The sequence below is a fragment of the Tatumella sp. JGM130 genome (assembly GCF_018257525.1).
Lineage (GTDB): Bacteria > Pseudomonadota > Gammaproteobacteria > Enterobacterales > Enterobacteriaceae > Tatumella > Tatumella punctata.
The window spans coordinates 1-13,679 of sequence record NZ_JAERJS010000006.1 but is presented as its reverse complement, the minus strand read 5'-3'; the positions used below and the strand labels follow the sequence as shown (position 1 = coordinate 13,679).

13 protein-coding genes and 1 tRNA gene are annotated in these 13,679 nt (G+C 50.8%); 9 read left to right on the top strand and 5 right to left on the bottom strand.

Annotation, left to right across the window (positions count from 1 at the left end):
• Positions 1-133: 133 nt before the first annotated feature.
• The 4 genes from JK211_RS04290 to JK211_RS04275 all read left to right on the top strand — a co-directional run bounded on the left by JK211_RS04290 (position 134) and on the right by JK211_RS04275 (position 3,582).
• On the top strand, positions 134-604 hold the full coding sequence (locus JK211_RS04290) for an FxsA family protein (RefSeq protein WP_212707443.1): 471 nt from the start codon (positions 134-136) through the stop codon (positions 602-604).
• 324 nt (positions 605-928) lie between these two features.
• A complete protein-coding gene (locus JK211_RS04285; RefSeq protein ID WP_025901066.1) occupies positions 929-1,222 on the top strand; it encodes a co-chaperone GroES in 294 nt (97 codons plus the stop codon).
• 47 nt (positions 1,223-1,269) lie between these two features.
• Positions 1,270-2,916, top strand: coding sequence for a chaperonin GroEL (groL, locus tag JK211_RS04280; RefSeq protein WP_212707442.1), 1,647 nt, complete (start codon positions 1,270-1,272; stop codon positions 2,914-2,916).
• Between the two features lie 312 nt (positions 2,917-3,228).
• The gene (locus JK211_RS04275) at positions 3,229-3,582 is read left to right on the top strand and encodes a DUF4156 domain-containing protein (RefSeq protein ID WP_212707441.1); all 354 of its coding nucleotides are present in this window, start codon (positions 3,229-3,231) and stop codon (positions 3,580-3,582) included.
• 91 nt (positions 3,583-3,673) lie between these two features.
• Here JK211_RS04275 and JK211_RS04270 read toward each other — a convergent pair whose 3' ends face one another.
• Together JK211_RS04270 and epmB are read right to left on the bottom strand one after the other, a co-directional pair.
• A complete protein-coding gene (locus tag JK211_RS04270; RefSeq protein WP_212707440.1) occupies positions 3,674-4,102 on the bottom strand; it encodes a DUF1090 domain-containing protein in 429 nt (142 codons plus the stop codon).
• Positions 4,103-4,255: 153 nt separating this feature from the next.
• Positions 4,256-5,284, bottom strand: coding sequence for an EF-P beta-lysylation protein EpmB (epmB, locus tag JK211_RS04265; RefSeq protein WP_212707439.1), 1,029 nt, complete (start codon positions 5,282-5,284; stop codon positions 4,256-4,258).
• 40 nt (positions 5,285-5,324) lie between these two features.
• Here epmB and efp point away from each other — a divergent pair, with 40 nt between their 5' ends.
• The 3 genes from efp (at position 5,325) to epmA (ending at position 7,366) form a co-directional block, all read left to right on the top strand.
• A complete protein-coding gene (gene efp / locus JK211_RS04260) occupies positions 5,325-5,891 on the top strand; it encodes an elongation factor P (protein ID WP_212707438.1) in 567 nt (188 codons plus the stop codon).
• A 54-nt stretch (positions 5,892-5,945) separates the two neighbouring features.
• Entirely contained in the window at positions 5,946-6,077 is a 132-nt protein-coding gene (locus tag JK211_RS04255; RefSeq protein ID WP_212707437.1) for an entericidin A/B family lipoprotein, read from the top strand.
• A 311-nt stretch (positions 6,078-6,388) separates the two neighbouring features.
• Positions 6,389-7,366 carry an elongation factor P--(R)-beta-lysine ligase gene (epmA, locus tag JK211_RS04250; protein ID WP_212707436.1) on the top strand — a complete coding sequence of 326 codons (978 nt, stop codon included), beginning with the start codon at positions 6,389-6,391 and terminating at the stop codon, positions 7,364-7,366.
• Positions 7,367-7,412: 46 nt separating this feature from the next.
• Here epmA and mscM read toward each other — a convergent pair whose 3' ends face one another.
• The 3 genes from mscM to rsgA form a co-directional block, all read right to left on the bottom strand.
• Positions 7,413-10,748 (bottom strand): miniconductance mechanosensitive channel MscM, encoded by a 3,336-nt coding sequence (gene mscM / locus JK211_RS04245; RefSeq protein WP_212707561.1) that lies wholly within the window; start codon positions 10,746-10,748, stop codon positions 7,413-7,415.
• Positions 10,749-10,764: 16 nt separating this feature from the next.
• Entirely contained in the window at positions 10,765-11,661 is an 897-nt protein-coding gene (gene asd / locus JK211_RS04240; RefSeq protein WP_212707435.1) for an archaetidylserine decarboxylase, read from the bottom strand.
• Between the two features lie 91 nt (positions 11,662-11,752).
• Positions 11,753-12,805, bottom strand: a complete 1,053-nt coding sequence (rsgA, locus tag JK211_RS04235) for a small ribosomal subunit biogenesis GTPase RsgA (RefSeq protein ID WP_212707434.1) — start codon at positions 12,803-12,805, stop codon at positions 11,753-11,755.
• Between the two features lie 102 nt (positions 12,806-12,907).
• On the opposite strand from rsgA, the gene orn reads away from it, so the two are divergent.
• Positions 12,908-13,456: an oligoribonuclease gene (gene orn, locus JK211_RS04230; protein ID WP_212707433.1), complete on the top strand. Its 549-nt coding sequence runs from the start codon at positions 12,908-12,910 to the stop codon at positions 13,454-13,456.
• Between the two features lie 146 nt (positions 13,457-13,602).
• Positions 13,603-13,678 (top strand) — tRNA-Gly (locus JK211_RS04225).
• Position 13,679: the final 1 nt, after the last annotated feature.

Sequence of the window (13,679 nt, the reverse complement as noted above, 5' to 3'; positions counted from 1 at the left end):
GTTAGTTATAACGAATTTACCGGCAATGGTTGAAATCACTTTTTGTTATACCCATCTATCAAACTATCATCCTGAGGATGTTATTGATTTTTCAGCCCTGCTGTAGCACGGGCGTTACTTACAGGAGACCGCCGTGCGCTGGTTACCGTTTATTTTCTTTTTCCTGCTTGCCTGGGTAGAAATTTCACTGTTTATCCAGGTAGCCCATGTTATTGGTGTATTACTGACGCTGATACTGGTGATCTTTACCTCTGCTATCGGCATTTCGCTGGTGAAAAATCAGGGCGTGAAGAATTTTATGTTGTTACAGGAGAAGCTGGCCCGTCACGAAAATCCGGCCGCCGAAATGACCAAAAGTGTGTCATTAATCATTGCCGGATTTTTACTGGTCCTGCCGGGCTTCTTTACTGATTTCCTGGGATTGTTGCTGTTGTTGCCGCCGGTACAAAAACATCTGACCCTCAAAGTGATGCCTTACCTGAAAGTCTGGCGCGGCGGAGGAGCGGCGGCGAATGACGGCGGTTTTACCGTTGAAGGCGAGTTTGAACGTAAAAACCAGCATGTGATCGAACATAAAGATGATCACTCTTCAGATAACCGTTAGGCTCTGGCTTTGGTCCCGCAGGTGGGGGGGCTGGATTTGAACGGTTTTTTCGGGGGCGGCGGAATGCCGCCCTTTTTGTTACGGTTACAGATAAATTCAGCATTTTATGGTGTCCCGAAGGCCAGTTATGCCCATAATGCGGCAGACTGTTCTGCAATCTCATGGGAAACAGTGATTGTTATCCAAATTAAAAAAATTATTTTTTTTACCCTTGAAAGGTTCTTCCCCTGACCCTATCTCTGGTTGCATGAAGCCGATGCCTGAACGGCCGGTATTCAACCTAAATAAACCAGTGACTGGGCATTTCAAAGGAGAGCTATCAAAATGACTATTCGTCCATTGCACGATCGCGTTATCGTCAAGCGTAAAGAAGTAGAAGCTAAATCTGCTGGCGGCATCGTTCTGACCGGTTCTGCTGCGGGGAAATCTACCCGTGGTGAAGTGCTGGCCGTAGGCAATGGCCGCATTCTTGAAAGCGGCGAAGTTAAACCACTGGACGTGAAAGTGGGTGATGTCGTTATTTTCAACGAAGGTTACGGCGCTAAAACTGAGAAAATTGATAACCAGGAAGTGCTGATCATTTCAGAAAACGACATCCTGGCCGTGGTAACCGAGTAATCCGGCAATCTATTCCACCAACGAACTAAATTTAAGGAATATCTCAAATGGCAGCTAAAGACGTAAAATTTGGTAATGACGCGCGGGTGAAAATGCTGCGTGGTGTTAACGTACTGGCAGATGCAGTAAAAGTTACCCTGGGCCCGAAAGGCCGTAACGTTGTGCTGGATAAATCTTTTGGTGCACCGACCATCACTAAAGATGGTGTTTCTGTTGCGCGTGAAATCGAGCTGGAAGACAAGTTCGAAAACATGGGTGCACAGATGGTTAAAGAAGTTGCTTCTAAAGCTAACGACGCGGCCGGTGATGGTACTACCACTGCGACCGTTCTGGCTCAGTCTATCGTTAACGAAGGTCTGAAAGCAGTTGCTGCGGGTATGAACCCGATGGACCTGAAACGTGGTATCGATAAAGCTGTCGTTGCTGCAGTTGAAAAACTGAAAGCCCTGTCTGTTCCTTGTTCTGATTCTAAAGCCGTTGCTCAGGTAGGTACTATCTCTGCAAACTCTGACGAGTCTGTCGGTACTCTGATTGCTCAGGCGATGGAAAAAGTCGGTAAAGAAGGTGTTATCACCGTTGAAGAAGGTACCGGTCTGCAGGACGAGCTGGACGTGGTTGAAGGTATGCAGTTCGACCGTGGTTACCTGTCTCCTTACTTCATCAACAAACCGGAAACCGGTGCCGTTGAACTGGAACAGCCTTTCATCCTGTTAGCGGATAAGAAAATCTCTAACATCCGTGAGCTGCTGCCAGTACTGGAAGCGGTTGCTAAAGCAAGCAAACCCCTGCTGATCATTGCAGAAGATGTTGAAGGTGAAGCGCTGGCAACTCTGGTTGTTAACACCATGCGTGGTATCGTGAAAGTTGCTGCGGTTAAAGCACCAGGCTTCGGTGACCGTCGTAAAGCAATGCTGCAGGATATCGCTATCCTGACCGGTGGCACTGTTATCTCTGAAGAGATCGGTATGGAGCTGGAAAAAGCTGCCCTGGAAGATCTGGGTCAGGCTAAACGTGTTGTTATCAGCAAAGACACCACCACTATCATTGATGGTATCGGTGACGAATCTGCAATCAAGGGTCGTGTGACTCAGATCCGTCAGCAGATCGAAGAAGCAACGTCTGATTATGACAAAGAAAAACTGCAGGAGCGCGTAGCGAAACTGGCCGGTGGTGTTGCCGTGCTGAAAGTCGGCGCAGCGACTGAAGTTGAAATGAAAGAGAAAAAAGCCCGCGTTGAAGATGCTCTGCACGCAACCCGTGCAGCAGTTGAAGAAGGCGTGGTTGCCGGTGGTGGTGTTGCTCTGGTACGTGTCGCTGCACAGATTGCAGAGCTGACTGGTCAGAACGAAGACCAGAACGTGGGTATCCGCGTGGCACTGCGTGCGATGGAAGCTCCGCTGCGTCAGATCGTCGACAACGCCGGTGAAGAACCTTCTGTTGTGGCTGACAAAGTGAAGAACGGTGAAGGTAACTTCGGTTACAACGCAGCAACCGAAGAGTACGGTAACATGATCGACTTCGGTATCCTGGATCCGACCAAAGTTACCCGTTCAGCGCTGCAGTATGCTGCATCTGTTGCTGGTCTGATGATCACTACCGAGTGCATGGTGACTGACCTGGCGAAAGAAGACAAAGCTGACTTAGGTGCTGCCGGCGGTATGGGTGGCATGGGCGGCATGGGCGGCATGATGTAATACCGGCTGTACTTACCTGCGGGTAAGTACAACCGCAGTCGGTCAGGGCATTGCTGCTGTCTGATTGTTTCATTGTTCATCCGCAGACCCGGTATCCTTTGGATCCGGGTCTTTTTTTTTCGTCATAAACTTGTGTTATAACAGTCAGGCTCCGTATCAGACGGAGATTGTGTGCCAGTGCATTATGTGGCTGGTTTTTTAATTTGTCAGACGCTATGGTGTAAAACACTATTGCGGATTATATTTCCCTCTCTCTGGTTAAATGCTGCCATGGTTGTCGGTTCTGGCATAACGAAAATAATGAGGAAGAATATGCGTTTAAAAATCTCTGCAGGGCTGTTTCTGGCTGCTGCAATGTTGACGGGATGTAGTTCTGCCGGTAATCAGTTGACGTCCAGTGGTCAGAGTGTCCGTTTTGTCGATGAGCAGCCTTCTGCACAGTGTAAATTCCTCGGTAATGCCATCGGGGAACAAAGTAACTGGTTATCAGGTCAGGGGGCTGAGGGGGGCAGTTCCATGCGCGGTGCGGCAAATGACTTGCGTAATAAAGCGGCCGAAATGGGCGGTAATGTGATCTATGGTGCCAGCACCCCGGGACTGTCGATTGTCTCCAGTTTTGTGCCGGTGGCGACAAAAATGTCGGGACAGATTTATAAATGCCCGTAACACTGTCTGAATAGTCGCGGTAGTGGCGGGGACTTTCCCCGCGCACCGACAGGGACAGACGGAAGCAGGGCCTCTGTCTGTCGCAGTAGTATTATTTCAGTGAGTTCAGTTCACTATTCAGCTGATCAAGATGGCGGGTCAGTTTCTCGAGGTCCTGTTTTTTCTCAGTCACTTTTTCCTGATATTTATTAATTTTGCTTTTGTTGTCACGGGCAATGGCCTGGTTCAAATCCTGTTCAGCTTCCCGCAAATCATTCTGTTTTTCGCTCAGTTTCTTTTCGGCCTTTCTCACCGCCTGCTGTGCATCGTTACGCACTGATGCGGCAGTACAATGGGTATTCACTTCATCGAGTGCTTTCTGCAGCCCCGCCAGTTTAAAGGTGTTGTTATGCTGGCGCGCATAGCTGATTTCTTTCTCGATAGAAGCGCGCTTATCAGCACAACTTTCTGCGGCACTGGCAGCATTAATCGTCAGCAGAGAAACTAAGGTCAGGCTCAGGGCAGTTACTGTTCTTTTCATAAATTATCCTTAGATATCGTTTTTCGCGTTGTGCCGGACAGGCGCAACAAAACAACGTTGTCCGGGCAATTGACAGCCCCGGACAAGCCGTGGCGGGGATAATAGAGGTTTTATGACGCAGTTTAGCTGCGTTTGATCAGTAAATATTCTCTTTCAGTTTTGTCTTAGTTGTAAATCCAGGGGGGTTTTGCTTGGCTCCCCGCCGATTTCCCGGGCCAGTTTTGGCACCATATAGCCTGATACTTGCGTCAGCAACTGGCGCATGATTTGTCGTGCTTGATCATCAGAGACATAAAAATGTGCAGCGCCCTGAACTTTATCTAATACGTGCAGATAATAGGGCAAAATGCCGGAGTCAAACAGGGCGTTACTCAGCGCCGCCAGCGTCCCGGCATCATCGTTCACCCTGCGTAATAACACGCTTTGATTCAGCAGGGTCACACCTGCTTTTTTCAGCAGACCCATGGCATCTTTCAGTGGCTGGTCTATCTCATTGGCATGGTTAATATGGGTCACCATAATGACCTGCAGCCTTGTGCCGGTCAGACGCTGACACAGGCCATCAGTAATCCGTGCCGGAATAACGACCGGCAGCCTGCTGTGGATCCTTAGCCGGCGAATATGCGGTATTGACTCCAGTTCGCTGATCAGCCAGTCCAGTTCATGATCTTTGGCCATCAACGGGTCACCGCCGGAAAAAATAATTTCATCCAGTTCCGGATGCTGGCGAATATAGTCCAGCGCAGCGCGCCAGTTTCGCTTATTTCCCTGATTATCCTGATAAGGGAAATGGCGGCGGAAACAATAACGGCAGTTCACCGCGCAGCCGCCCTTGACCAGTAATAACGCCCGGTTACGGTACTTATGCAGTACGCCGGGGACCGCGCTTTGCTGCTCTTCCAGCGGATCGGTACTGTAGCCGGGGGTGACAATAAACTCTTCCTGCAGAGTCAGTACCTGGCGTAATAACGGATCATCCGGATTGCCTTTTTCCATCCGCCGGATAAAAGCACGCGGTACCCGTAAGGCAAATAACCGGCGTGCATCGGCTCCGGCACTCAGTGCCGGCAGGTGTTCCAGATTTAAAAGTTTCAGTAATTCATCAGGTTCGGTGACAACTTCCGCAAGTTGATGCAACCAATCTTCTCTGGAGGGGGTATTTAGGGTTACAATGTTTGCCATTTTTTTGGCTTAGTCCAGTATCCATATGTCGAGGGCCTTCATGGCAACATATTCTAGCAACGATTTTCGTAACGGTCTTAAAATTATGTTTGATGGCGAACCTTATGCCATCGAAGCGAGTGAGTTTGTTAAACCTGGTAAAGGTCAGGCTTTTGCCCGTGTAAAAATGCGTCGTCTGCTGACCGGTAAACTGATCGAAAAAACGTTCAAGTCTACTGACTCTGCTGAAGGTGCGGATGTTGTTGATGTGACTCTGACTTATCTGTACAACGACGGTGAGTTCTGGCACTTCATGAATAACAATACCTTCGAACAGCTGGCTGCGGATGAGAAAGCTGTAGGCGAAAACGGTAAATGGCTGCAGGATCAGGCAGAATGTATCGTTACTCTGTGGAACGGTAACCCGATCGCTATCACTCCGCCGAACTTTATCGAAGCAGAAATTACCCAGACCGATCCCGGCCTGAAAGGTGATACTGCCGGTACCGGTGGTAAACCTGCAACCCTGACAACCGGTGCGGTAGTCAAAGTACCATTATTCGTTCAGATTGGTGAAGTCATTAGAGTTGACACCCGTTCCGGCGAATACGTATCACGCGTTAAGTAAGTCTGTCAGGCGCATCGCATCGCAGCGGTGCGCCTGCATGACGGATTGAAGAAAATGAAAAAACGCAGCCTGCAGATCCTGTTACTCTGTTTACTGACATCAGTCCTGAGCGGATGTAATACCTTTCATGGTTTTGGTGAGGATGTTTCGCACCTCGGTAATGCTATCTCCAGAGTCGCTGAATAAAACGCGGACAAAGCGCACCTGATGGCTGCTGTGTTGTCTGCTGTTTTACTGCCGGATTGACAGGCTATCAGTTCATCTTCGACGGATGCCGGTTGTTATGTCGCTCCGCTGACAGAATATCCCTGTATTCTCTTTATGCTCTCACGGAGCAATTTTACTGGCTGGCGGAGGCCTGCGGCTGGCTGGTCGCTGGGTGAGCGGCTGTCACCTTTTTTGTCCTGTATTCAGACCGGTCATAGGACAAGATTGTTTGTCGTTTAAGTTGCATGCATGTAGACTGCCTCCCTTTTGTCAGATCAGGAGTACTACAGATGAACGAAACCGCAACCTGGCAACCCAGCGCCCCGGTAGCTAATCTACTTAAACGTGCGGCTATTCTGGCGGATATCCGGCGTTTTTTTGCAGATCGCGGTGTCCTTGAAGTAGATACTCCAGCCATGAGCCAGGCAACGGTGACCGATATTCATCTGGTGCCTTTCCGTACCCGGTTTGTCGGCCCGGGGGCCTCTGAGGGCCGTGACCTGTGGCTTATGACCAGCCCTGAATATCATATGAAGCGGTTACTGGCCGCCGGCAGTGGCCCTATATATCAGATGAACCGCAGTTTCCGTAACGAAGAAGCCGGCCGGCATCATAATCCTGAATTCACCATGCTGGAATGGTACCGTCCGCACTATGATATGTACCGGCTGATGAATGAAGTGGATGATCTTCTGCAGCAGATTCTGGAATGTGACAGTGGCGAAACACTGTCTTATCAGCAGGCATTTATTCGTTGCCTGAACATTGATCCGTTGTCTGCGGATAAAGATGCGTTAGTGGCGGTGGCTGCTAGCCTGGGAGCCGGTGATTTAGCCGCATCTGAAGATGATATTGACACCCTATTGCAGCTGTTATTTATGCTGGGTGTTGAACCCCATATTGGTCAGGATAAACCGGCATTTGTGTACCACTTCCCGGCATCACAGGCCTCACTGGCCGAAATCAGTACCGAAGACCACCGTGTTGCTGAGCGTTTTGAGGTCTATTACAAAGGCATCGAACTGGCAAATGGCTTTCGTGAACTGACTAACGGCGATGAGCAGCGGCAGCGTTTTGAGCAGGACAACCGGCGTCGTGTCGCGCGGGGACTGCCTGAACAACCGATAGATCAGTTTTTGCTGGCAGCCCTTGAGTATGGCATGCCCGATTGTTCCGGAGTTGCGCTGGGGGTCGACCGCCTGATTATGCTGGCACTGAAAGCCACATCGCTGAGTGAGGTGATCGCTTTCCCTGTTGATCGCTGCTGACAGCCACTGGCCCTGAATTCTTCCGGGCCAGTAACTCTCCCCGAATTTATAGTCCGCCTGATTTATAAGTTTTGGTCGCAGGTGTTCCCTGGCTGCCCGGTAATGCACTGCCGACCTTTTCCATCCGCACCTGGAATGGCGGGAAGGGCATCTCAATGTCGTTTTGCGCGAAACCATGCAAAATTAACTGATGAAGCTCATGACGTAATGGCATGCGGTGCCCCATTTCGGCCGCATAAATACGCAATTCAAATAACTGTATCCCTTGCTGAAGATCGACCAGAAAGGCCTCCGGCGGTGGGGTACTGAGTACGTAACTGCAGCGTTCAGCTGCCTGTTTCAGCACCCGGGTGACCAGTTCACTGTTAACGTGAGCAGGGGCCGGAATGGTCAGAACCACACGGGTAACAGCATCGGACAATGACCAGTTCACAAACTGTTCGGTAATAAATGCCCGGTTTGGCACAATAATCTCTTTACGATCCCAGTCTGTGATGGTGGTTGCCCGGGTATTGATGCGGGAAATGGTGCCGGTCAGTTCACGGATAGTTACGGTATCGCCGATGCGGATCGGTTTTTCGAACAAAATAATCAGGCCGGAAATAAAGTTTGCAAAAATCTCCTGTAGTCCGAAGCCCAGCCCGACACCTAAGGCGGCGACCAGCCATTGCAGTTTTGCCCAGTCTATTCCCAGCATAGAAAATGCTGTCATTACCCCGATGATCATTAACAGATATTTGGTCAGGGTGGTAATAGCATATCCGGTCCCCGGGGTCAGGCTGAGATGTTGTAATATTGCCAGTTCCAGCAGGGCCGGCATATTCCGCACCAGCTGCAGGGTGATAATCAGTACCAGAATGGCAATCAGTACCGCCCCGAGAGTCACAGACTGAATAGTTTCACCGGCGGCAGTCCCTGAACCGGCATCCCATAACGGAATATTTTCCAGAAAAGAGAATGCCGAATGCAGTTCTGACCACAGCAGAATCAGGGATACCAGAGCGACCAGGGTAAGCAGAGAACGTACCAGCCGCAGTGATTGCGCACTGATGGTATCAAGATCCACCACCGGCTCTTCAATGTCAGGCGCTTCTGTGGCAGAACCGTGGTGTTCCTTTTCTTCTTCTCCGCTGCGGGCACGGCTGGCCAGCATATCGGCACGTTTTTGCCGTGCACGGTCGAATTCAATTCTGCGTCGCTGAATCAGCATCCAGCGACGGATAATATGATAAATCACCAGCAGTACAAACCAGATGCCCAGTGAACTTTCCAGCCGGGCAAGCAGGGCCTGCGCTGTTGCCAGATAACCGACACAGGATGCCAGTGCTGCGATAGGCGGGATAGCCATCATGACATCCCACAGCAGGGTGTTAGTCATATTGTCGCTGTTGCCCTGCCTGTCAAAATAAAGCGGCAGGCCGGCCCGTTTCAGGGCATTAGTGACGACAGTCAGGGCGATACAGATAAGAATAAAGCTCAGGCGGCCGAGTGAAGCAGAAAACTGTCTGTCATCCAGATTATCGAAAGTAATCAGCACCATGATCAAAGGGACAATGACCCCGACGGTCAGCGAATAGTAGCGCATTGCTCTGGCCACACTGGCCTGCGGCCAGCGGAAATGAGCAATAAACAGCCCGTGAGGCCGGGCAAACGATGCACTGATCATAAATGCCCATAATACCGGCAGGGTTGCGGTTACCCCGTCGCCAATGGCGACCGCGATAGGATAGGGCCAGGCATGTTGCAGGCCGTAACCGAGCGCAGCCCATAGCACCGGCAGGGGCAGGGCGACCAGAATCGACCAGAACACCGTACGTACAGTCAGACTGAAACTGTCCAGTGTTACTTTACCGACTTTAGAGGCCGCGCGCGCCAGAAAGGCCCGGTAATGGCGGCGGGAACTGAGACTTATCGCCACCAGGAATAATGCGCCCACCACCGGAATAATCGACTCCCTGGCAGTGAACATCATCATAAAGGCCTTACCCAGCTGGCCAAAGGTATCCAGTGACAGCAACCGGGATAAGTCCTGGGCAACCTGCACCGGATAATGCAGAGTGACCGGGCCGACATCAGCGGTCCAGAACAGATAACGATGGGTGGCATCTTTGACATCGTTCAGAGCATCCTGTAGCTGTGTGTTAGCTACTTTCAGCTTGGTAATTTCAAGGATCAGCGAATCACATCCCGAAATCAGTGAATTGAGTAATTCCCGCTGGGTTTTTAACTGGGCGTCAAGAATCTTTACCTGCTCACTGGTCAGTGCTGTACCGTTTTCCTGGGTCAGTGAATGCAGACTTGCCTGACGATTAAGCAGATCTTCATAGTGGAGACGCTGAACCCGTAACTCTCCCATTTCACTGTCAATCTGTTGCGACTTAGGCACTTCCGGTAAACGGGCCACCTGTGCCCGCAATGCTTCTCCCAGTAAATTGGACTCTCCCAGCCATTGTGACTGTTCACGTAACGTGCTGAGGGCCTGACGAACCTGTAATGTCTGGTTAGCCGCCAGCCGCTGCTGGGAGGTCACCAGATCCATACGCTGGGCCTGCTGATTGAGGTCCGCTGAAAGATCACGGTTAATATTGAACTGTTCGCTGATCCCCGGCGGAAGTTCGCCGCTGTTCTCTGCTAACTGCTCGGTACGCTCCAGCGCCTGCTGGGCTTCCTGCTGACGCTGATTATTTAGCTGATTACGCAATGCCTGCAGATAGGCATCCAGTTGTGACATCGTTTTCTGGTGGAGCTCGGCCCGCAGGCGGGCAAGTTCCTGACGGTTACTGGCAGACAACTGTGCCAGCTCCAGCTCATTTACCCGCGCTTTACTGGCTGCATTTCCGGCCTCTCTGGCCCAGACTCTGGCCTGTCCCAGCCGGGTCGCCGCAGTTTGCTGACCCTGGATACGGCGATCACTGTCAGCCAGAGCTCGGCGGGCTTCTGTTTGCTGCTGAGGCAGCTGGGTTAACGAGTCGCTGATTTCCCGTGCCCGATCCTGTTCCTGCTGAGCCTGACGGCCTTCTTCCAGTAACTGGCTACTGGCCCGCAGGATTTCCTGTTCCAGGTCACTGCTATTAAGCGACGGGTTAACGGTTTTAGGGTTATCTGTGACTGAGGCAATTTGCTGCCTCAGTTGTTTAGACAGTTTAGGGAAATTATCAATAACAGACTGATACTGACGAGCCTGTTCAAGAGACGCCGTGCGCTGATCGATAGACTCAAGTGCAGCCTGTAATAACTGTACCTGCTCGGTCTGGGCGGCACTGATTTTAGCGCTTCTGGCCTCTTCCAGTGCCTGTTTTAGCTGTGTTGCATCAGGAACAGAGGCCGCATACAGTGAAAAACTGAGCGTTAATCCCAGCAGTAAAACCACAATCGCGCGCACGTTATCGTTCTCCGGTTTATCCTGTGACAGTGCTGTCGGTGCTGATATCCGTATACGGGGTAGCCAGTGGCTGGCCGAGACGGGTTTTCGTTTCGGCTTCCAGAGACTCACTGAAGATAACTTTATTGCGGGCAAACAAGTTAATTACCGTAGAGCCCAGTTTAAAGCGGCCCATCTCGTCGCCTTTCAGTAGCACTACGGCGCCTTCAGCATCCGCTGCCGGATAATGCCAGCGTTTGATCACACCTTCGCGTGGCGGAGTAATCGTTCCTGCCCAGACAGTTTCGATACTGCCGACAATGGTGGCACCGACCAGAATCTGAGCCATAGGGCCAAAGTCTGTATCGAAATAACAGATAACCCGCTCGTTACGGGCAAACAGATTCGGGATATTGCGTGCAGTTAACGGGTTAACCGAGTACAGATCGCCGGGGACATAGACCATCTCTCGTAAAATACCATTACATGGCATATGAACACGGTGATAGTCGCGCGGAGCAAGGTAGGTCGTAATAAACTGGCCGTTCAGGAAGTCGGCAGCCCGCGTGTCGTTACCCGCCAGTAAGGCTTGCAGAGAGTAATAATGGCCTTTGGCCTGAAAAATCTGGTCTTCTTCAATCCGTCCGGCCTGACTCACAGCACCATCGGCGGGCTGAATCAGGTGGTTCGGGTTATTATCGACAGGCCGCGCACCTTCTTTAAGGGGGCGGACAAAGAAATCATTAAATGTCGGGTAGGCAGAGGTGTTCTTCTGTGCAGCCTCTGACATATCAACTTTGTAATACCAGACAAAAATATCAATCAGAGTACGGGTCAGCCAGCCACCGCGACGGCTTGCTGCCCACCCGGCCAGTTCGGTTAACTGTTTTTTGGGTAAAATTGCGTTAATGCCAAGTTTGATTCGTTCCAGCATTTTGCCTCCTGGCGTAATCACGACGTTTAAAATAAAAAAGGCGAACGCGAGCGATGCCTTAATGAGATGGCGAAACCCGCCGCTATGTCAGTCAGTCCTCACTGACAGAAAAATTTTTTCTGACTTTCACTGAAGCCATACTTTCCAGAATCCGGTGATAGCTGTCGAAGCGGATTTCATTAATTTTGCCGTCTTCTACTGCCTGGCGGATAGCACAGCCCGGATCTGTATCATGTTTACAGTCACGGAATTTACAGTGACCAATATAGTCAGCGAATTCGACGAATCCGCGGGTGACTTGTTCTGCATCGAGGTGCCAGAGACCAAACTCCCGGACTCCCGGCGAGTCAATAACGTCGCCGCCTTTCGGAAAATGATACAATCGTGCTGCGGTGGTGGTATGTTGCCCCAGACCTGAATTATCAGAGACTTCGTTGGTCAGGATTTCATTTTCACCAGCCACTGTCAGTCCCAGCAAGGTATTCAGTAAGCTGGATTTCCCGACGCCGGACTGTCCGGCAAAAATACTGATTCTGTCAGTGAGCGCTTGCTCTAAAGGCTGTAACCCCTGCTGGTTATGGCTGGATACCATCAGTACCTGATAACCGATATTGCGGTAGATATCCATTTGCTGGTCAACAAAATGACGTGCTTCTTCGTCCAGTAAATCGGTCTTGTTGAGCACCAGTAATGGCGCGATATTCAGGGTTTCGCAGGCAATCAGGTAACGGTCAATAATATTCAGCGATAATTCTGGCAGGATAGCCGACACAATGACTATCTGGTCAATATTCGCGGCAACAGGTTTCAGGCCGTCATAATAATCGGGACGGTTAAGTACCGAAGTCCTTTCATGTACTGCTTCGACAATACCTTTCCCCGTACCGCTTTTCGGCGCACGCCAGACCACACGGTCGCCGGTGACCAGTGAACGGAGAGTACGGCGAAGATTACAGCGCAGGGTATTTCCCTGGTGGTCTTCCACGTCGGCATGCATCCCCAGGCGACTGATGACGATACCTTCCTGCGGTTCACCAAAAAGGCTGTCATCCGGCTCCGCTTTCTCAACACGTGGCTTCAGGCGTCGCTGATGGTTAGCATTGACACGGCGTTGCTGACCTTTTGACAGTTTATTTTTGCTCACACTTCCTCTCATGTTGTGCCGGACTTCGCCCGACGGTACAAAACGGCTATGATACCATTAATAGTCATCAATAGACGATTTTAGCAACGGTGAGAGATAAGCATGGCAACAGCAAGGGAAAATAACCTGATTTGGATCGATCTCGAAATGACCGGACTGGATCCGGAACGGGATCGGATAATTGAAATTGCTACCCTGGTCACCGATGCTGACCTGAATATTCTGGCGGAAGGGCCGGTTATTGCGGTCCGTCAGTCAGATGAGCAGCTTGCCCTGATGGATGACTGGAATGTCCGTACCCATACGGGGAGCGGGCTGGTTGAACGTGTCAGAAACAGCAATCACGATGACCGTGCTGCTGAGCTGGCAACACTGGAGTTTTTGAAGCAGTGGGTACCGGCGAACGCTTCACCTATTTGCGGTAACAGTATCGGCCAGGACCGCCGTTTTTTATATAAATATATGCCGGAACTTGAAGCATGGTTCCATTATCGCGCTATTGATGTCAGCACATTAAAAGAGCTGGCGCGGCGCTGGAAACCTGAAATTCTGCCGGGTTTTAAAAAGACAGGGACCCACCAGGCACTGGACGATATCCGTGAATCGGTGGCTGAGCTGCGTTATTACCGCGAAAATTTTCTTAAACTCTGAAAACAGGCGGATTACTCAGCAATTTGCCGATTAAACCAGCAGTCAGCACGGATAGACGAAAAATATCATCTGCGGGGCTTGCGCAGGGAAATTATTCTCGTATAATTCGCACCCCGTAACGATGAAGAATTTTATACGTTACCGGCGCGGGAATAGCTCAGTTGGTAGAGCACGACCTTGCCAAGGTCGGGGTCGCGAGTTCGAGTCTCGTTTCCCGCTCCAG

Excerpts from the sequence above, each read along its gene's own strand:
- efp (WP_212707438.1), top strand. The coding sequence starts at position 5,325 with ATGGCAACATATTCTAGCAACGATTTTCGTAACGGTCTTAAAATTATG.
- JK211_RS04270 (WP_212707440.1), bottom strand. The coding sequence starts at position 4,102 with ATGAAAAGAACAGTAACTGCCCTGAGCCTGACCTTAGTTTCTCTGCTG.
- orn (WP_212707433.1), top strand. The coding sequence starts at position 12,908 with ATGGCAACAGCAAGGGAAAATAACCTGATTTGGATCGATCTCGAAATG.
- epmA (WP_212707436.1), top strand. The coding sequence starts at position 6,389 with ATGAACGAAACCGCAACCTGGCAACCCAGCGCCCCGGTAGCTAATCTA.
- JK211_RS04275 (WP_212707441.1), top strand. The coding sequence starts at position 3,229 with ATGCGTTTAAAAATCTCTGCAGGGCTGTTTCTGGCTGCTGCAATGTTG.
- JK211_RS04285 (WP_025901066.1), top strand. The coding sequence starts at position 929 with ATGACTATTCGTCCATTGCACGATCGCGTTATCGTCAAGCGTAAAGAA.
- JK211_RS04255 (WP_212707437.1), top strand. The coding sequence starts at position 5,946 with ATGAAAAAACGCAGCCTGCAGATCCTGTTACTCTGTTTACTGACATCA.
- groL (WP_212707442.1), top strand. The coding sequence starts at position 1,270 with ATGGCAGCTAAAGACGTAAAATTTGGTAATGACGCGCGGGTGAAAATG.
- epmB (WP_212707439.1), bottom strand. The coding sequence starts at position 5,284 with ATGGCAAACATTGTAACCCTAAATACCCCCTCCAGAGAAGATTGGTTG.
- asd (WP_212707435.1), bottom strand. The coding sequence starts at position 11,661 with ATGCTGGAACGAATCAAACTTGGCATTAACGCAATTTTACCCAAAAAA.